This is a genomic window from Rhodococcus sp. JVH1 (assembly GCF_000280725.2).
Taxonomy (GTDB): Bacteria; Actinomycetota; Actinomycetes; order Mycobacteriales; family Mycobacteriaceae; genus Rhodococcus_F; species Rhodococcus_F jostii_A.
The window spans coordinates 3,120,102-3,138,499 of the sequence record NZ_CP166289.1; the positions used below are offsets into that span (position 1 = coordinate 3,120,102).

Consider the following 18,398-nt stretch of genomic DNA (forward strand, 5'->3'; position numbering starts at 1 on the left):
CTGCCTGTCTACTCCGAGTCGGCTGCGCCGGACTTGGCCAGGTCGACCGGAACCTCGTCGGGAACCGTGACCGGCTTCGTCTCGCCGCGGAACGTGAACTTCGCGTCCTCGCCCGCGCCTTCGCCGTCCCAGTTCTCGACGTCGACGTACACGATCTGACCGGGGCCGACCTCGCCGAAGAGGATCTTCTCCGACAGCTGGTCCTCGATCTCGCGCTGGATGGTGCGACGCAGCGGCCGCGCACCCAGGACCGGATCGAAGCCACGCTTGGCCAGCAGCGACTTGGCCTTGTCGGTGACCTCCATCGTCATGTCCTTGTTCTTCAAGGCCACCTCGACACGCGCCACCATCAGGTCCACCATCTGAACGATCTGCTCGGTGGTGAGCTGGTGGAACACGACGATGTCGTCGATGCGGTTGAGGAACTCGGGACGGAAGTGCTTCTTCAGCTCGTCGTGCACCTTGAGCTTCATCCGCTCGTAGTTCGACTCGTCGCCCTTACCGGACGTGAAGCCGAGACCCACAGCCTTGGAGATGTCCGAGGTACCGAGGTTCGAGGTGAAGATGAGCACCGTGTTCTTGAAGTCCACGGTCCGGCCCTGACCGTCGGTGAGACGGCCGTCCTCGAGCACCTGCAGGAGCGTGTTGTAGATCTCCTGGTGTGCCTTCTCGATCTCGTCGAACAGCACCACGCTGAACGGCTTGCGGCGCACCTTCTCGGTGAGCTGGCCGCCCTCTTCGTAGCCGACGTAGCCGGGAGGGGCACCGAACAGCCGCGACGCGGTGAAGCGGTCGTGGAACTCACCCATGTCGATCTGGATGAGAGCGTCGTCCTCACCGAACAGGAAGTTGGCGAGCGACTTGGCCAGCTCGGTCTTACCGACACCGGACGGGCCGGCGAAGATGAACGAACCGGACGGACGCTTCGGGTCCTTCAGGCCGGCACGGGTACGACGGATGGCCTTGGCGACAGCCTTGACCGCGTCTTCCTGACCGATGATCCGCTTGTGCAGCTCCTCCTCCATGCGGAGCAGACGCGTGGTCTCCTCCTCGGTGAGCTTGAACACGGGGATGCCGGTCCAGTTACCCAGGACCTCGGCGATCTGCTCGTCGTCGACCTCGGCGATGACGTCCAGGTCGCCGGAACGCCACTGCTTCTCCCGCTCCGCACGCTGGGCGACGAGGGTCTTCTCCTTGTCGCGCAGGTTCGCGGCCTTCTCGAAGTCCTGCGCGTCGATCGCGGACTCCTTCTCGCGGCGGGCGTCGGCGATCTTGTCGTCGAACTCGCGGAGGTCCGGCGGTGCGGTCATCCGGCGGATACGCATCCGGGCTCCGGCCTCGTCGATGAGGTCGATGGCCTTGTCCGGCAGGAAGCGGTCGTTGATGTAGCGATCGGCCAGGGTGGCCGCGGCGACGAGTGCACCGTCCGTGATGGACACGCGGTGGTGCGCCTCGTAACGGTCGCGAAGACCCTTGAGGATCTCGATGGTGTGTTCCACCGTCGGCTCGCCGACCTGCACCGGCTGGAAGCGGCGCTCCAGTGCGGCGTCCTTCTCGATGTACTTGCGGTACTCGTCGAGGGTGGTGGCACCGATGGTCTGCAGCTCACCGCGGGCGAGCTTCGGCTTGAGGATCGAGGCCGCGTCGATGGCGCCCTCGGCCGCGCCTGCACCCACGAGGGTGTGCAGCTCGTCGATGAACAGGATGATGTCGCCGCGGGTGTTGATCTCCTTGAGGACCTTCTTCAGGCGCTCTTCGAAGTCACCGCGGTAGCGGCTGCCTGCCACGAGCGACCCGAGGTCGAGCGTGTACAGCTGCTTGTCCTTGAGCGTCTCGGGGACCTCGCCGTTGACGATGGCCTGAGCGAGACCCTCGACGACGGCGGTCTTACCGACACCGGGCTCGCCGATCAGGACCGGGTTGTTCTTGGTACGGCGCGACAGCACCTGCATGACGCGCTCGATTTCCTTCGAGCGGCCGATGACGGGGTCGAGCTTGCCTTCGAGGGCGGCCTGGGTGAGGTTGCGACCGAACTGGTCGAGCACCAGCGACGTGGACGGGGTGCCCGCCTCGCCGCGAGTGCCGCCGGCCTCGGCCGGCTCCTTGCCCTGGTAGCCGGAGAGCAGCTGGATGACCTGCTGACGCACCCGGTTGAGGTCGGCACCGAGCTTGACCAGCACCTGCGCCGCGACGCCTTCACCCTCTCGGATGAGGCCGAGCAGGATGTGCTCCGTGCCGATGTAGTTGTGTCCGAGCTGCAGTGCCTCGCGCAGGCTGAGCTCCAGGACTTTTTTGGCACGCGGGGTGAAGGGGATGTGGCCGGACGGGGCCTGCTGGCCCTGGCCGATGATCTCCTCGACCTGGCTGCGCACTCCTTCGAGGGAGATGCCCAACGACTCCAGCGACTTGGCAGCGACACCTTCGCCCTCGTGAATGAGGCCGAGCAGGATGTGCTCCGTACCGATGTAGTTGTGGTTGAGCATCCTGGCTTCTTCTTGAGCCAGGACAACAACGCGCCGTGCGCGATCGGTGAACCTCTCGAACATCGCTCTCCCTCACACTTTCCGACGTGCAGTCACGAGACCGGGTGTCTCGTTCCTGTTCGCCGCGTTTCGCTCCGGCACTACAAGCAGATCGCCAGCGCCTGCTGCGAGGGCCGAAGCCCCGAACCGACGAAGGTTCCACGACCCCAGCTATTACTCTAGTTGGCTGCCGATCGACCTGCTGCCCCTCCACCCCTTTAGATGGAAGTGCAGGCCTGCTTACCCGTATTTAACGCCCCAGCTCCGGCAATCGTTTCCCCTTCGCTGTACGCCTGGAGCGAACAGGTTCCGCGATGCCGATGCGGACCACCATGTCGTAGCCGCCGGGACCGGCTCGAATGGACACTTCTTTCCAGTTGTTCCCCATCCAGACGGTCCTGTACGGGATCCTCCGGGCACGTCCTGGCCGTGGTGTCACAGAAATGCGACAACCGCTTGCCCGCGAAGTTCGCGGCCCGCTTTCCGAAGGAAGCCAGACCTGCGTGTCCGGACAGGGTATGTCGATGAGCTGTGAGTTCGCCACCCTTACGTTTCCGCCGGCGGCGACCGCGATACCCAGCGGGTTGCTCAGGACTCTCCCGGTAACCGGCGACGAGGCCAGAAAGGGTTACCCCGCGATGGGGGCGACGAACCGGCAGGGCACGTCGCGCGGGCGCGCGGGATCCAGCGCGTTCAGCACGAATCCCGCGGCCCGCGCAGAACCGGCGACGGCGACGTGGTCGGAGTAGTCCTGCTCGCAACCGTCCTGGACGACGATGTTCGTCGTGTCGGGGCCCGGCTCGATGCCGCTCGTGTACGGGACGACCAGTTCGTCGTAGCGGGTGGCGATGTTCGTGTACTCGACGCCGGGGACGTAAACCCCGTCCGCCCGCATGCGGTCGATGAACGCGGAACCCTGCAGCATCTCGGGGCAGGCCCGGCAGACGGGGAAACCTGCCGCCACCTCGTCGTCGATGCCGAGCGACCGCATGTACCGCCCGACGCTGATCTGATCGGTGCCGTACGTGCCGTGCCACGGCGGTGCCAGTGACACGACTTTCGCGACCTTGTCTGCTCCGCCGAAGAACTTCACGTAGTTGTTCGCCTGCAGAGTGCCCTGGGAATGTCCCACCAGGTCGACTTTCGAGGCGCCTGTGCTCGACAGCACCTGATCGACGAATACGGCGATCTGAGCGGTGCCTGTATCGATGGGAGTCATCCCGCCGATCGCATCGAGCGGCCACGGCAGGTCGGGGAAGTTGCCGTAGGTGAGGGAATACACGCAGTAGCCCTCGTTGGCAATGAGCGGTGCGTACACCGCCCAGTTGGTCTGGCGTGCGCCTCCCGTGCCGTGGACGAGGACCACCGGTTCGGGATGCGCGTCACTCGGTCGGCAGGACCAGTCGTTCGAACCCGGGGCCGAACCGCCCGGATTTCGCAATTCGAGAGGCACGCCGGCGAGGAACGAATCCGGCACCGGATAGGTCGGCGCCGCGGACGCCACCCCGGCCCACATCACGAACGCCAGGAACAGAATCCCTGAAACGGTCACGCAGCGCCGCACGGCTACCCCCCGACTTCCCGATTAACGAATCAGTGCGGGACGGTAACAGTGCAGGTCACCTCGCGGAGCGAATCAGCAAATTCTGTCCCCAGCTAACTTTCAGTTCGCCTTGTTGTAGGCGTCGATAATTTCCGCGGAGATACGTCCGCGCGCAGAAACCTTTTTGTTGTTCTTGCGCGCCCATTCCCGGATAGCGGCGCTCTGTTCTCGATCGACCGAAACTCGGGACTTGGTGGCGGCCGGAGCCGCCACGGCCTTGCCGCGCTTGCGCGAGCTCACCTTGCGCGCGTGGGAAACCCACACGTCGAGTTGCTCGCGCAATTTCGCCGCATTCTCCGAGGAAAGGTCGATCTCGTACTGAACACCGTCGAGGCCGAACTCGACCGTCTCGTCGGCAGACGCCTCTTGATCGACATCGTCGATCAGGGTGACAGTGACCTTCTTAGCCATGGGATGAAATTCCTCTCGAATGAAGCGACGTCTCATCGTCAACGTGAGCTACGACCCGGAGGTAACCATACCCCTGTTCTTCCGATTCGGAATACGAGGAATGGATCGAATTTATCCGCGCGAATTCACCCTGGTGAATCAGCGAGAAGAAGGGCGAACAATGGGAAAGAGGATTGTTTCGCGGATTCCCAATCCTGTCAAAGCCATCAGCAGACGGTCGATTCCCATTCCGGTGCCGGTGGTCGGCGGCATTCCCTGCTCCATAGCGGCGAGGAATTCTTCGTCGAGGGCCATCGCCTCGTCGTCACCAGCCGACGCGAGACGCGCCTGATCGACGAACCGCTCACGCTGGATGACCGGATCGACCAATTCCGAATAGCCCGTGGCCAACTCGAACCCGCGGATGTAGAGGTCCCACTTCTCGGTGACCCCGGCCTTGCTGCGGTGGTCACGAGTCAGCGGCGACGTCTCGACCGGGAAATCACGGACGAACGTCGGCTCGAACAGCTGGTCGCCGCACTGGTGCTCCCACAGTTCCTCGACGAGCTTCCCGTGCCCGTAACCCTTGTCCTTGGGGACCTCGAGGCCCACCTTCTCGGCGAGCGCCAGCAATTCCTCGACGGTGGTATCCGGAGTGACCTCGACACCGATCGCCTGCGACAGCGACGGGTACATCTCGAGGGTCTTCCATTCACCACTGAGGTCGTATTCGGTGCCGTCGGCGAGTGTGACGACCTGCGAACCGAAAGCGGCCTGCGCCACTTCCTGGACGAGTTCGCGGATCATCACGGCGGAATCGTCGTACGTGCCGTACGCCTCGTATGTCTCGAGCATCGCGAATTCCGGCGAGTGCGTCGAATCGACACCCTCGTTGCGGAAATTCCGGTTGATCTCGAAGACCTTCTCGATACCGCCGACGACGCACCGCTTCAGGAACAGTTCGGGAGCGATACGGAGATAGAGGTCGATATCCAGGGCATTGGAATGAGTGATGAACGGGCGGGCCGCGGCGCCACCCGCCACCGTCTGCAGCATCGGCGTCTCGACCTCGAGGAACCCGCGCAGCTCGAGCGCGTTCCGGAGCTCACGGACGACAGCCACCCGCTTACGCGCATTCTCCCGCGCCTCGGAGCGCACGATCAGATCGGCGTAACGCTGCCGGACCCGCGACTCCTCGTTCATCTCCTTGTGCGCAACCGGCAGGGGCCGGAGCGACTTGGACGCGATCTGCCACGAATCGGCCATCACGCTCAGCTCACCGCGACGGGAACTGATCACCTCGCCGTGCACGAACACGAAGTCACCGAGGTCGACATCGGCCTTCCACAACGCGAGAGCATCCTCACCGACAGCGGCGAGACTGATCATCGCCTGCAGCTGGGTGCCGTCGCCTTCCTGCAGCGTCGCGAAGCACAACTTGCCCGTGTTGCGCACGAAGATCACCCGGCCGACGACACCGACCTGGTCGCCGGTGGCCGTGTCGGGCTCGAGTTCCGGGTACTTGGCCCGGATCTCCGCCAGCGAGTGGGTGCGCGCCACCGACACCGGGTACGCCTCGCGTCCCTCCGCGAGGATGCGCTCACGCTTCTCCTGGCGGATGCGAAGCTGCTCGGGGGTGTCGTCGACTGGCTGGGCTGCTACTTCACTCACGGGTCACCAGCCTAATCGACGCCCGCGCGTGCCCCTATTGAGAGGTCAGTGAGCCGAGACGGTGGCCAGCTCCCGCACGCAGTGCTGCGTGGCGATGAGCGAGCCCAGCAACCCCGCAGCCTTGATCGCCTTGTACCCGCCGACGAGATCGGTCGCCTTGTGCAGACCCAGCTGCTGCAGCGCCGCCGCGGCGAGACTCGACGTGTAGCCCTCGGAGCAGACGATGATCCACTCGACGTCGTGGTCCACCGCGAGCGCCAGGTGCGCCGAGCTGGTGGGATCGCAACGCCACTCGAGGACGTTGCGTTCGATGGCGAGTGCGCCGGGGAGCGTTCCCTCGATCGCCCGCTGCGCCTGCGGGCGGATGTCCACGACGATCGCGCCACGCGCCACGGCCTCGGGCAGCTCGAATGCGTACATGCGGTCGATCTGGGTGCGGGCCTCTTCGAGCATCTGGTCGATGTTCACTTCGAACCACCCTCGGGGAGATCGGTGAGCTCGGTCCGGGTACGGCGCAGCGTGCCGTGGTCGGTGACCTCGTAATAGGACATGGCCGATAGTGGCGGTGAGTAGGCGTGCACGCTCAGCGTCGGCGTCACCACCTCCGCCCCGGGCGCGTCCGGCGCACGCACCACGTCGTGGACCCAGCCGAGCGGGAACGAGGCCTGATCGCCGGCCTCGAGAGTGCGGTGACGCAGACGGTCACCCGCCCAACGAAACTCGGACAGTGCACCACTGAGAACCGTGAGTGCGCCGAAAGAGCCTGCGTGGTCGTGCAATTCGGTGTTCCGGTCGGGAACCCAGCTGATCAGCCAGACGTCGACGTCGTCGTCCGAGTAGAGCCGGGTCGACCAGCGCTCGTCGGTGGGCCAGCTCTGCGGGAGCAGGACGTCGTGGCGGCCGTCGAGTACCTCGGATGCACCCTGATCGGTGATGCGCAGCAGGTCAGCCGGGCGAAGACGGGTAGGTACAGATGCAGAAGAATACGTTGCGAGCACGAGAGAGACTCCCAGAAGTGTGAATTGGTCAAGGCAGCGTTCAGCCTCGACAACACTCCTGAGCACTCGTGCAGAGATTCACGGGGACCATTCTGACATAACTTCCGCGAAGAGGGAACCCGTCACTCGAGCGGGCTGCGACGCGCACCCCGGCGAGCCTGATTTCGCTCGTAGACCAGGCGCAGCCCTTCGAGCGTGAGATCCGGTTCGTGCTCGTCGACGGTTTCCGTCTCGGGCATGATCAGCGGCGCGCGGTCACCGGTCGCGATCACCACCACGTCGGAACCGGAGAAGGCGGGCAGTTCCTTGCGCACGCGGCGGACCAGCCCGTCGACGAGGCCGGCGAAACCGAACACCGCACCCGACTGCATGCACTCGACGGTGTTCTTGCCGACGACGGAGCGGGGCCGCACCAGTTCGACCTTGCGCAGCGCCGCCGACTGCGACGCGAGTGCGTCCGAGGAGATCTCGAGGCCGGGCGCGATGGCGCCGCCGAGAAACTCGCCCTTGGCGGACACGACGTCGACACATGTGGACGTCCCGAAGTCGACCACGATGCACGGTGCGTCGTAGAGGTGATGCGCCGCAAGACTGTTCACGATCCGGTCGGCGCCCACCTCCTTGGGGTTGTCGACGAGCAGCGGAACACCGGTTCGCACCCCGGGTTCCACCAGCACGTGCGGGACGTGCCCCCAGTACCGCGTCAGCATCACGCGGATCTCCCGCAGCACCGACGGCACCGTCGACAGCGCGGACACACCGGTGATCTGATCGGTGTGCGTGCCGAGGAGCCCCCGGAAGATGAGGGCCAGTTCGTCCGCCGTCATCCTCGCATCGGTGCGCATCCGCCAGTCCTGCACCAACTTCGAGTGTTCACCGGAACCGGTGAACAGTCCGAGAACGATGTTCGTGTTCCGGACGTCGACGGTGAGGAGCATGGGTTACACCAAACTGGATTCGCGCTCGGCGTCGAGCGTCGACAGCATGCGCGGGGTGATGAGACCGGAGCCCTCCGGCGCGTGCGCCGGGTCGGCGCCGAGCTCGATCGGCGAGTTGGCGGCGTCGACGAACACGACACGCGGCTCGTAGTCGCGCACCTCCTGCTCGTTCATGACGCCGTACGCGATGAGGATGACGAGGTCGCCGGGCTTGACCAGATGTGCTGCCGCACCGTTGATCCCGATGACGCCACTTCCCCGCTCGCCTGCGATCACATAGGTTTCGAGCCGCGCGCCGTTGTCGATGTCGACGATGCACACCTGCTCGCCCTCGAGAAGGTCGGCGGCGTCCATCAGATCCTGGTCGACCGTCACCGAGCCCACGTAGTGCAGGTCGGCGTGCGTGACGGTGGCGCGATGAATCTTCGACTTCATCATGGTGCGAAACATGTTGTGGTCCTTACTCTTCTAGCGGGAAAGAAGTTCGTCTGCGGCCGACGCGTCCGACGGTGGTTCGGCGTCGCGTTCGAGGAATCCGGTGCCGACGGCGACACCGACGTTGTCGATCAGGCGGGTGGTCCCGAGCTTGGCGGCGACGAGCAGCCTGCCGTCGCCGCGCTCGGGGGCGGGGCCGAGATCGACGCCTCGCACCTCGAGGTAGTCGACCTCGACCTCCGGGACGGACGCCAGCACCTCGCGCGCAGTGGCGAGGATCGCCTCGGCGCCACCGGCGGCGGCGTGGGCGCCGGCGATCAGAGCCGCGGACAGTGCCGTCGCCGCGCTGCGCTGCGCCTCGTCGAGGTAGCGGTTGCGCGAAGACAGTGCCAGTCCGTCGTGCTCACGCACCGTGGGCACGCCGAAGATCCGGACGTCGAAATTCAGGTCGGTCACCATCTGCCGGATCAACGTCAGCTGCTGGTAGTCCTTCTCACCGAAATACGCGACGTTGGGCGCCGCGATCTGCAGCAGCTTGGCGACGACGGTGAGCATGCCCGCGAAGTGCGTCGGCCTGGACGCGCCCTCCAACTCGGCGCCCAGCGGTCCGGGATGGATCGTGGTCCGCGGTCCTGCCGGGTACATGGTGGCTGCGGTGGGCACGAACGCCAGCTCGACTCCGGCCTCGCGCAGCAGTTCGAGATCGGCGTCGAGGGTGCGCGGGTAGGCGTCGAGGTCTTCGCCGGCACCGAACTGTAACGGGTTGACGAAGATCGAGACGATCACCACCGCGCCGGTGAGCTTGGCCTGCCGCACCAGCTCCAGATGACCCGTGTGGAGGGCCCCCATCGTCGGCACGAGCGCGACCTGGCGGCCGACACCGCGCAGCGCCTTCGAGACCCGGGTCAGCACGCTCGGGTCGTGGTGCACGGTCAGTTCGCCGCGCTTGTATCCGCCCTGCAGGTCGCTCACGGAACTCACCTCCGGTCTTCCAGGATTTCCAGCAGTTCAGGTGTCGGACCGGCGCGTTGCGCCGACCTCAGGGACAGGGCGCGGTAGCCGGCCGCGATCCGCGGATCGACCTCTTCGAGCACCCGCAGATGCGTGGCCACCGCTTCCGAATCGCCCCGCGCGACCGGCCCGGTCAGCGCCGAAGGCCCGCGCCGCAGGGCGTTGTCGAGCGCCGCTGACAGCAGCGGCTGGAGAACCCGTTCGGCCAGGCCGTTCGGATCGTCGCCGATCAACTCCTGGCCGAGCAGTTCCTGGCCTTCGAGGGCGACTCGCAGCGCGGCCACGGCGTCGACGACGAGCGTCACCAGATGGTTGCTGCCGTGGGCGAGAGCGGCGTGGTACAGCGGTCGCATGTCCTCGCGGACCCGGACGGGCTCGCCGCCGATCTCGAGGACCAGCGACTGCGCGATGGCGTAACCGATGTCGTCGGCAGCGGTGATGCCGAAACAGGCGGACGCGAGACGGACGGTGTCCTCGTCGTGCCCGGTGAACGTCATCGCGGGGTGAATCGCGAGCGGAACGACGCCCTGCTCGGTGAGGGGGTCGAGGATCCCGATGCCGTTCGCGCCGGACGTGTGGGCCACGATTGCGCGACTCGGCACCGCACGGGTGGAGGCCAGCCCCGCGATCAGCGACGGCAGTTCGGCGTCGGGGACGGCGAGAACGAGCAGTTCGGAGCGGGCCGCGACCTCTGCCACCGGCAGAATCTCGGTCTCGGGAAGCCGGGTCCGCGCCCGGTGACGTGACGCGTCGGAAACGGCCGAGCAGGCGACGACGACGTGACCTGCCCGCTCCAACGCGGCACCGATTGCTGTACCGACCCGGCCGGCGGAGACGATTCCCACCGTCAACCTCGCAGGCGCAGGGCCATTAGTGATCCCGAAAGAGGTCACCTTCGTCCTCTCGTTCGTTCCAGTCCCGCTCGGCGGGTACCAGACGTTCCAGGGTGAGGATAGCCCGGCTCGAACACACCCCGCCATGCGCAGGCAGAGTGATATATGCCTCACACGATGCGGGTTGATCCTCGGGCGCGTCCGGCCTTATTCGGCCCGGCGACGCCTGCCGCCGGTGCTCTGGGCGGCCCCCGATGCCGACTGCATGTTGGCCATGATCTCGGCGACGGACAGCCCGTTGGAGTGCGCACCCGGCCGTTCGTCGTCCTCGGGCGCCCGTCGGCGGCCCGGCCGCGCTTCGGACTCGGCCTCTGCCCCTGCCGCTGCCTCTGAGTCGGGCTCCGGCTCGGGCTTCGCGACAGGTTCGGGCTCGACCTCCGCGACCGGCTCCGGCTCGGGTGCCTGCCGGGTCTCGGCCACCTGCTCGGGCTCCGGTTCCGGCTCGACCTCGATCTCGGGTTCGGTGGATCCGGCATAGGCGGGCTCGACGATGGACGTCTCGGCGGTGACCGGGTCGTCGTCCGGATTCGCGAAATGGTGCGACGACTGGGCGGAACCGCTCTGATGCCCCGCCCCGGCGGCATGTCCCGCTCCCGGGATGTACAGGCCCGACGCAGCAGGCTGGTAGCTGCTGTACGACCCGCCGGCAAGTTCCTGCACACGCGTCGAATCCGCCCGCAGCGCGATCCGTTCGGTCGGCATCGCGCCGTCGAACAGGGCCTCGAGATTCTTGCGGAGCGACGAGAGTTCGGCACGCAGCGCGGCGAGTTCTTCGGCGTCGGCGCGCACCTCGCTGCGCACCCGCTTCTCGACGGTGAGCTCGTATTCGCGCCGTGCCGAGATCTCCCGCTCGAGCTGCAACTCGTAGACGGTCTGCAGGTCGTTGACCTTCGCCTTGTCGAGCGCCGACTCGCGCCGGTACTTCGTCATGGCGATGGCACCGACAGTGGCGGCCCACAGTGCGGCCACCAGGCCCACCCGCAGGAGTTGGACGCTGTCGCTGAAGATCAGGAAGAGGGACGCGATCACCGCGAGGGCGAGCAACCCCGCAACGATCATCTGGCTCGCGCTGCGCCTGTTGCGGCGCGCAGACTTGAGGCGACCAGGATTCGTCATGGTGCCAGGGTACTTGGCCGTGAAGGGTGCGCCGCGCATTCCATCGGACCTGCGGCGATCCCCCGTGTCCCTAATGCGCCGGCTCGTCCGAGGGGTCGTCGGGGGTGCGGCAGCAGTGTTCCAACCACAGCGCCGCGCCGACGAGGGCAAGCGCGGCGACGAGACCCACCCATGCGCCGGGAGTGTCCGAGACCGCGGCCCGGAGCACCGACCGCTGCGGAAGCAGGTACAGCAGGAAACCGCCCCACACCCCCGCCGTTGCGGCACCGACGAGCGCGGACGCCTTGGCGAGCGCCGCCACCCGGGCGGCGGTGATCGGGTGCAGCTGACGCGGTCCGTCGCCCACCTGATGATTGCTGACCCGGGATCGCACCATGAACGCGAGCACGACCTCGATCAGCGCGACCGGGTACAGCGACGCCCCGGCGTACACGGGAATCGGCGGAAACGAGCCGTAGAACACCCGGACCAGGATCCAGGTGGCGGCGACGGCGAGAGCGGCCAGGAACAGCAGATCCCAGATCCGGGTGGGTTTCATCGTGCCCGTCGGTTCCGGCTTCATCGCGACCGCCGGTCCAGAACGAGTTGCGTCCGGTGCACGCCGGCCCGTTCGTCGTCGTCCAGCAGTGGCAGCAGCGCATCCACCCGGGTCGTCGTCCCGTCGACCCGCAGGACGGCCTCGGGTTCGACGTCCAGCCACGGAATCAGCACGAACGCACGCTCGTGTGCTCTCGGGTGCGGCAACGTCAGTTCCGGGTCGTCGCTGCGGACGTCGTCGCACGTGACGACGTCGACGTCGAGCGTGCGGGGGCCCCACCGTTCGATCCGCACCCGGTCGGCTGCGGCCTCGAGTTCCTGCCCGCGTCGCAGCCAGCCGTAACCGTCGAGTGCGGGATCGTCGACGACGAGAACCGCGTTGAGGAAGTCCTGCTGCTCCACACCGCCCCACGGCGCCGTCGAATACACCGGAGAGACCGCCACGACCGCGTCACCCAGCCCGTCGAGAACGGACTGCAGATGGGCAAGACTGTCGCCGACGTTCGATCCGATCGACAACACCGCGCGACTCATGGCCGCGACCTGTGCGCGACCACCGCGACGTCCGCGAACGTCAGCGGGATCGGCGCGGACGGCTTGTGCAACACCACCTCCGTGCTCCGGACGCGAGGGTCGGTCATCACCCCGTCCGCGATCTCCGCGGCGACGGTCTCGATGAGGTCCCGTGGGGGCCCCGCGACGATCGCGGCCGCGCGCTCGGCCAGTCCGCCGTAGTCGAGGGTGTCGTCGAGGTCGTCCGATGCGGCCGCCGGGGCGAGGTCCATCCACACGGTGATGTCGACGTAGAAGTCCTGACCGTCCCGCTTCTCGTGTTCGAAGACGCCGTGATTGCCACGAACCTTCAAGCCGCGCAACTCGATTCGATCACTCACGTCCGGCTGCACCCTTTGCCCAGGCCTCGGCGACCGCGATGGCGTCGAGGGAACCCTGCGCATCGTGCACGCGCACTCCCCACGCCCCGTGGGTCGCGGCGAGCGCCGAAACGACGGCGGTCGCGATCTCCCGTCCGGAGGGCGGCCGCGGCTCCCCGTCCGCATCCGCCAACAGCGAACCCAGGAACCGCTTGCGCGACGCGCCGATCAGGACGGGGAATCCCAGCTCGTTGAACTCGGGCAGCGCCTTCAGCAGCGCCCAGTTGTGGTCGGCGTTCTTCGCAAAACCCAGACCCGGATCCAGCACCAGGGAACCCGGATCCACCCCGGCCTTCACGGCCAGGTCGACCTGGGTCATCAGCTCGTCCCGAACCTCCCGGACCACGTCGTCGTAGTGATCGGCGGTGCCGCGGTGCACGTAGTCGGCAGCCGAACGCCAGTGCATCAGGATCCACGGCACTCCGGCGTCCGCGACCACCGAGGCCATCGCGGCATCCGCGCGGCCACCGGCGACGTCGTTGATGATCGACGCACCCGCCTCGATCGCGGCCTCCGCGACGGACGCCCGCATCGTGTCGACACTGACGCAGATGCCCTCGCCCACCAGATCCGCGATCACGGGTGCGACGCGACCAGCTTCGACGTCGGGATCGACCCGCGCCGCGCCCGGGCGGGTGGACTCGCCACCGACGTCGACGATGTCGACGCCGAGACGCTTCAGCTCGAGACCGCGCGCGAGTGCGGCGTCACGATCGAGGAAGCGTCCGCCGTCGGAGAAGGAATCGGTGGTGACGTTCAGGACGCCCATCACCACGGTTCGGCCTGGCGAGGGCAGCTCGATCACGGTCACTTCCGCAGAATAAGGTCCAGAGCCTCGGAACGTGAGGCCGCGCTGGACTGGAGCAGACCACGCACCGCGGAGGTGGTGGTACTCGCACCAGGCTTGCGGATGCCCCGCATCGCCATGCACAGGTGCTCGGCCTCGATGACCACGATCGCACCGCGCGGGTCGAGCTTGCGCATGACGGCGTCGGCGATCTGGCTGGTCAGACGCTCCTGGACCTGCGGACGCTTGGCGTACAGGTCGACGACGCGCGCCAGCTTCGACAGCCCGGTCACCTTGCCCGTCTTACCGGGGATGTACCCGACGTGGGCAACCCCGTGGAACGACACGAGATGGTGCTCACACGTGGAGTACAGCGGAATGTCGCGAACGAGCACCAGCTCCTGGTGCCCCTCGTCGAACGTCGTGTTCAGCACCGTGTCCGGGTCGGTGTAGAGGCCCGCGAAGACCTCGCGGTACGACCGCGCCACGCGGGAGGGCGTATCCCGGAGTCCGGGACGGTCCGGATCTTCACCGATCGCGATCAGCAGTTCGCGCACCGCAGCTTCGGCACGCGGCTGATCGAACACCCGGCCCGTCTCGAGTGCCACGGGCTCACTACCGAGATGATTCACCGACAACCGAAACTCCTCCAGTACCGGGACCGATCGTCCCGAAGCAACAGCCTAGTGTCGGGCGGATCAGTTGGATCCGTCCGGTCCTTTCCAGGCCCTCGTCTGCGCGTCGTCGTCGCCGGTGCCACGCTGCTCGTGCGGCGGGTTCCACTGGTTCCCCGGACCCTGGTTCCCGGGGTACTGCCCCTCCGGGTTCTGGTTGCCCGGATCGCGAGGCGGCCAGCCCGGAGCCGACCAACCCGCGGGGGCGCCGTAGTCCGGACGCGGCTGCGTCATCCCACCCTGCGGCCGGGCCGGTGCCGGCTGCGAGTAACCGTTGGCGGGCGCCGGCTGCGGGTACTGCTGCTGCGGCGGAGCCTGCTGCGACTGCTGCTGGGCGAACACCGGCTCGGGCTGCTGGGGCCACGGCTCGCCGCGCTCGACCGCGAGTTCCCGCGGCGTCTTGACCGGCGGCTTGTCGGACGGCGTCCGGTGACCGAAGTCGTTGAACGCGGTGATACGCGGGCGCTTCTCGACGCTGTGGAAGATCTTCTCGAGATCCTTGCGGGTGAGCGTCTCGCGTTCGAGCAGTTCGGTGGCCAGGATGTCCAGCACGTCGCGGTACTCGTTGAGGATCGCCCACGCCTCGGTGTGCGCGGCCTCGATGAGGTTGCGGACCTCTTCGTCGATCTCGCGCGCGACCTCGTGCGAGTAGTCGGACTGCTGACCCATCGACCGGCCCAGGAACGGGTCTCCACCCTCCTGGCCGTACCGCACCGCACCCAGCTTGGCGCTCATGCCGTACTCGGTGACCATCGACCGGGCGATCTTCGTCGCCATGTCGATGTCGGAGGACGCACCGGTGGTCGGCTCGTGGAACACGAGTTCCTCGGCCGCGCGGCCACCCATCGCCATGACGAGTCGAGCGATCATCTCGGACCGCGTCATCAGGCCCTTGTCGTCCTCGGGCACCGTCATCGCGTGACCGCCGGTGCGGCCGCGGGCGAGGATGGTGACCTTGTAGACGGGCTCGATGTCGGGCATCGCCCACGCGGCGAGCGTGTGCCCGCCCTCGTGGTACGCGGTGATCTTCTTTTCGTGCTCGCTGATGATGCGGCTCTTGCGGCGGGGACCGCCGACGACACGGTCGACGGACTCCTCGAGCGCGGCCTCCGTGATGACGGTGCCGTTCTCGCGGGCCGTGAGCAGCGCGGCCTCGTTGATGACGTTGGCCAGATCGGCACCCGACATTCCGACGGTGCGCTTGGCCAGGCCCTCGAGGTCGGCGTGCTGATCGATCGGCTTGCCCTGCGAGTGGACCTTCAGGATGGCGCGACGACCGGCGAGGTCGGGGGCGCCGACCGGGATCTGACGGTCGAAGCGGCCCGGGCGCAGCAACGCCGGGTCGAGGATGTCGGGGCGGTTGGTGGCGGCGATGAGGATGACGCCGGTGCGGTCACCGAAACCGTCCATCTCGACCAGCAACTGGTTGAGGGTCTGCTCGCGCTCGTCGTGACCGCCGCCGAGGCCGGCGCCACGCTGGCGTCCGACGGCGTCGATCTCGTCGACGAAGATGATGCAGGGGCTGTTCTGTTTGGCCTGGTCGAACATGTCGCGCACGCGGGACGCACCCACACCGACGAACATCTCGACGAAGTCCGAACCGGAGATTGTGAAGAACGGGACGCCGGCCTCACCTGCCACCGCGCGGGCGAGCAGGGTCTTACCGGTTCCGGGCGGCCCGTACAGCAGCACACCGCGCGGGATCTTCGCGCCCAGCGACTGGTAGCGCATCGGGTTCTGCAGGAAGTCCTTGATCTCGTACAGCTCTTCGACGGCCTCGTCCGCACCCGCGACGTCGGCGAACGTGGTCTTCGGCATGTCCTTGTTGAGCTGCTTGGCCTTCGACTTGCCGAAGCCCATGACGCCGCCGCGACCGCCGCCCTGCATGCGACTCATCACGAAGAAGAAGATGCCGAGCAGAATCACCATCGGCAGGACGAACAGCAGGATGGACGTGAGCCAGCTCTCCTGCGTGACCGTGGTGTTGTAGCTCTGCAGGCCCTTGTCCGAGATCTCGTTGAAGATCTGCTCGGACGCCGACGCCGGATACTTCGCGAGGATCTCGGTCTTGCCGTCGGTGGCGTCGTTGCCGTCCTTCAGCCACAGGCGCACCTGCTGCTCCCGGTCGTCGATCTGCGCCTTGTCGACGTTGTTCGCGTCGAGCTGCGCGATCGCCACGGAGGTGTCGACACCCTGGAATCCGCGCGTGTCGTTGCCGAAGTAGCTGAAGGCGTAGATCACCAGCAGGATGCCGGCAACTATCGCCAGGTTTCGAAACACAGTCTTACGGTTCATACAGGTCGGCCGATATGGCCGGTCCTTTCGAGAGTGCGGGTCTTCCGGGTGCGCCTTCCGGCTGCCAACCGGACAAACCAGGTTACCGCGAAGGCACCCCGGCGACTCCAGGTAGCAGCCAACCGCCGTTGGGAGCGGTCTCTTTTCTTTCAACGCATGCGGTTGCCCATCGGTTCCCTCGGACTCGATCCGGGTCCGAATGTGCGGGAGTTCACCGCGCGGGCGCGACCCTCGGCCAGCCGCCGCCCACCCGCTCGATGTGAGCGGCCAGGGCCAGGATCCTGGCCTCACCCCCGGGCGGCGCCGCGATCTGCACGGCCAGCGGGGTGCCCGAATGCGAGTGCGTGCCGACGGGGACACTCGCCGCAGGCCACCCGACGAGATTCCACAGCGCGCTGAGCGGGGCGTACCGCACGTTGGCCACGATGTTCGACAGCCACGACCGCTCGCTCCACGTCGTCGCCGCGAGCGGCGGCTGCGCGAGAGCGGGTGTGATCACCACGTCGTAGTTCTCGAAGAAAGCGCGTAGCGACTCTTCGAGCCTGCCCACCTGCTCCGGGCGGACGAACCGGCCCAGCGCGCGGCCCAGCGCGACGTGCCTGCGGGTCCGCGGCTGCAGTCGCCGCAGATCGAGTCCCTTCGCGTCGGCGGCCGTTCCCGCGGTCCAGCGGGCGAGCACGGGGAGCAGGTTGACCGGGTAGGGCAACGTCGCGGGCTCGACGTCGTGACCCGAGCCGGTCAGTTCCGTGCCGGCGCGCACGGCCGCGTCCCGCCACTGCGGATCGACCGTGGCAAGGAACGTCGGCGACCCTGCCGCCACCGCGATCCGCAACGGTTCCGATGCGCCGATCCGCGCGAGTTCGGGTCGATCGGCGAGGACGGACAGCATGAGGGCAGCGTCGTCGACGGTCGTGGCGATGGGCCCGTTCTCGGCCATGCCGAACCACGAGGTGGCGCCGAGTTCGGACGGCACGACTCCCCTGCCCGGTTTGATACCGAACACTCCGCAGTTCGCCGACGGGATGCGGATCGACCCCAGACCGTCGGTCCCGTGGGCCAGGGGCACCATCCCCGCGGCGACGGCGGCGGCCGCTCCCCCGGACGAACCCCCACAGGTCAGGGACGGATTCCACGGATTGCGGGTGATGTGGCCGGGCGCGTCGGTGGTTCCCCACACCGCCAGTTCGGGGAGGGTGGTCAGACCCACGACCACCGCTCCCGCCGCCCGCAGTCGCGCGACGACCGGGTGATCGGCGACCCTCGGTTCGGCACTGGTCGCACCCGATCCCTCGCGCATCGGCAGCCCGGCCACCGAGATGACGTCTTTGATCGCGACGGGCACTCCTGCCAGCGGAAGTGTGGACAGATCCGGCCTGCGGGAGAGGGCGAGCGCGTCGGCTCGGGCCTGTTCGGCGAGGACGGTGACGAACGCCTGAATCTTCGGTTCACGCTGTTCGATGGCCGCGAGCGCGGCCTCGACATGCTCCATCGGGCTCGAGACGCCCGAGCGAACCTGCTCGGCGACGACGACGGCTGAGGTGAACGGGGAGTCCCCCATTACCCGAGTATATGGTGCAGCGAAGCAGGCATTTCGAG

At 67.1% G+C, this 18,398-nt stretch carries 18 protein-coding genes; all 18 read right to left on the minus strand.

Annotated features, from left to right (window positions below):
* Positions 1 to 8 precede the first annotated feature (8 nt).
* On the minus strand, positions 9 to 2,546 hold the full coding sequence (locus tag JVH1_RS14210; RefSeq protein ID WP_005244954.1) for an ATP-dependent Clp protease ATP-binding subunit: 2,538 nt from the start codon (positions 2,544 to 2,546) through the stop codon (positions 9 to 11).
* A 604-nt stretch (positions 2,547 to 3,150) separates the two neighbouring features.
* The gene (locus JVH1_RS14215; protein ID WP_043780746.1) at positions 3,151 to 4,086 is read right to left on the minus strand and encodes a triacylglycerol lipase; all 936 of its coding nucleotides are present in this window, start codon (positions 4,084 to 4,086) and stop codon (positions 3,151 to 3,153) included.
* 99 nt (positions 4,087 to 4,185) lie between these two features.
* Entirely contained in the window at positions 4,186 to 4,536 is a 351-nt protein-coding gene (locus tag JVH1_RS14220) for an Lsr2 family protein (protein WP_005244957.1), read from the minus strand.
* A gap of 138 nt (positions 4,537 to 4,674) precedes the next feature.
* The gene (lysS, locus tag JVH1_RS14225; protein ID WP_009477486.1) at positions 4,675 to 6,186 is read right to left on the minus strand and encodes a lysine--tRNA ligase; all 1,512 of its coding nucleotides are present in this window, start codon (positions 6,184 to 6,186) and stop codon (positions 4,675 to 4,677) included.
* Positions 6,187 to 6,231: 45 nt separating this feature from the next.
* Entirely contained in the window at positions 6,232 to 6,654 is a 423-nt protein-coding gene (locus JVH1_RS14230; protein ID WP_005244960.1) for a rhodanese-like domain-containing protein, read from the minus strand.
* The gene (locus JVH1_RS14235) at positions 6,651 to 7,184 is read right to left on the minus strand and encodes a cysteine dioxygenase family protein (protein WP_005244961.1); all 534 of its coding nucleotides are present in this window, start codon (positions 7,182 to 7,184) and stop codon (positions 6,651 to 6,653) included. Before JVH1_RS14235 ends, JVH1_RS14230 begins: the two co-directional genes overlap by 4 nt.
* 122 nt (positions 7,185 to 7,306) lie before the next feature.
* Positions 7,307 to 8,122, minus strand: a complete 816-nt coding sequence (locus JVH1_RS14240; RefSeq protein WP_009477485.1) for a type III pantothenate kinase — start codon at positions 8,120 to 8,122, stop codon at positions 7,307 to 7,309.
* Between the two features lie 3 nt (positions 8,123 to 8,125).
* Positions 8,126 to 8,572, minus strand: coding sequence for an aspartate 1-decarboxylase (panD, locus tag JVH1_RS14245; RefSeq protein WP_005262154.1), 447 nt, complete (start codon positions 8,570 to 8,572; stop codon positions 8,126 to 8,128).
* A gap of 18 nt (positions 8,573 to 8,590) precedes the next feature.
* Positions 8,591 to 9,529, minus strand: coding sequence for a pantoate--beta-alanine ligase (gene panC / locus JVH1_RS14250; protein WP_009477484.1), 939 nt, complete (start codon positions 9,527 to 9,529; stop codon positions 8,591 to 8,593).
* Between the two features lie 5 nt (positions 9,530 to 9,534).
* Positions 9,535 to 10,461, minus strand: coding sequence for a Rossmann-like and DUF2520 domain-containing protein (locus JVH1_RS14255; RefSeq protein WP_043780743.1), 927 nt, complete (start codon positions 10,459 to 10,461; stop codon positions 9,535 to 9,537).
* Between the two features lie 147 nt (positions 10,462 to 10,608).
* The gene (locus JVH1_RS14260; RefSeq protein ID WP_192817859.1) at positions 10,609 to 11,577 is read right to left on the minus strand and encodes a DUF6779 domain-containing protein; all 969 of its coding nucleotides are present in this window, start codon (positions 11,575 to 11,577) and stop codon (positions 10,609 to 10,611) included.
* A 70-nt stretch (positions 11,578 to 11,647) separates the two neighbouring features.
* Positions 11,648 to 12,115, minus strand: a complete 468-nt coding sequence (locus JVH1_RS14265) for a DUF3180 domain-containing protein (protein WP_192817860.1) — start codon at positions 12,113 to 12,115, stop codon at positions 11,648 to 11,650.
* Positions 12,116 to 12,135: 20 nt separating this feature from the next.
* The gene (folK, locus tag JVH1_RS14270) at positions 12,136 to 12,648 is read right to left on the minus strand and encodes a 2-amino-4-hydroxy-6-hydroxymethyldihydropteridine diphosphokinase (protein ID WP_011596823.1); all 513 of its coding nucleotides are present in this window, start codon (positions 12,646 to 12,648) and stop codon (positions 12,136 to 12,138) included.
* Positions 12,645 to 13,007: a dihydroneopterin aldolase gene (folB, locus tag JVH1_RS14275; protein WP_009477479.1), complete on the minus strand. Its 363-nt coding sequence runs from the start codon at positions 13,005 to 13,007 to the stop codon at positions 12,645 to 12,647. Before folB ends, folK begins: the two co-directional genes overlap by 4 nt.
* Positions 13,000 to 13,857 (minus strand): dihydropteroate synthase, encoded by an 858-nt coding sequence (folP, locus tag JVH1_RS14280; protein WP_083849814.1) that lies wholly within the window; start codon positions 13,855 to 13,857, stop codon positions 13,000 to 13,002. Before folP ends, folB begins: the two co-directional genes overlap by 8 nt.
* Positions 13,854 to 14,471 (minus strand): GTP cyclohydrolase I FolE, encoded by a 618-nt coding sequence (gene folE / locus JVH1_RS14285; RefSeq protein ID WP_009477477.1) that lies wholly within the window; start codon positions 14,469 to 14,471, stop codon positions 13,854 to 13,856. The genes folP and folE overlap by 4 nt, the downstream gene beginning before the upstream one ends.
* 60 nt (positions 14,472 to 14,531) lie before the next feature.
* Positions 14,532 to 16,802, minus strand: a complete 2,271-nt coding sequence (ftsH, locus tag JVH1_RS14290; RefSeq protein WP_043780738.1) for an ATP-dependent zinc metalloprotease FtsH — start codon at positions 16,800 to 16,802, stop codon at positions 14,532 to 14,534.
* Positions 16,803 to 17,013: 211 nt separating this feature from the next.
* The gene (locus tag JVH1_RS14295) at positions 17,014 to 18,360 is read right to left on the minus strand and encodes an amidase (protein ID WP_009477475.1); all 1,347 of its coding nucleotides are present in this window, start codon (positions 18,358 to 18,360) and stop codon (positions 17,014 to 17,016) included.
* Positions 18,361 to 18,398 lie beyond the last annotated feature (38 nt).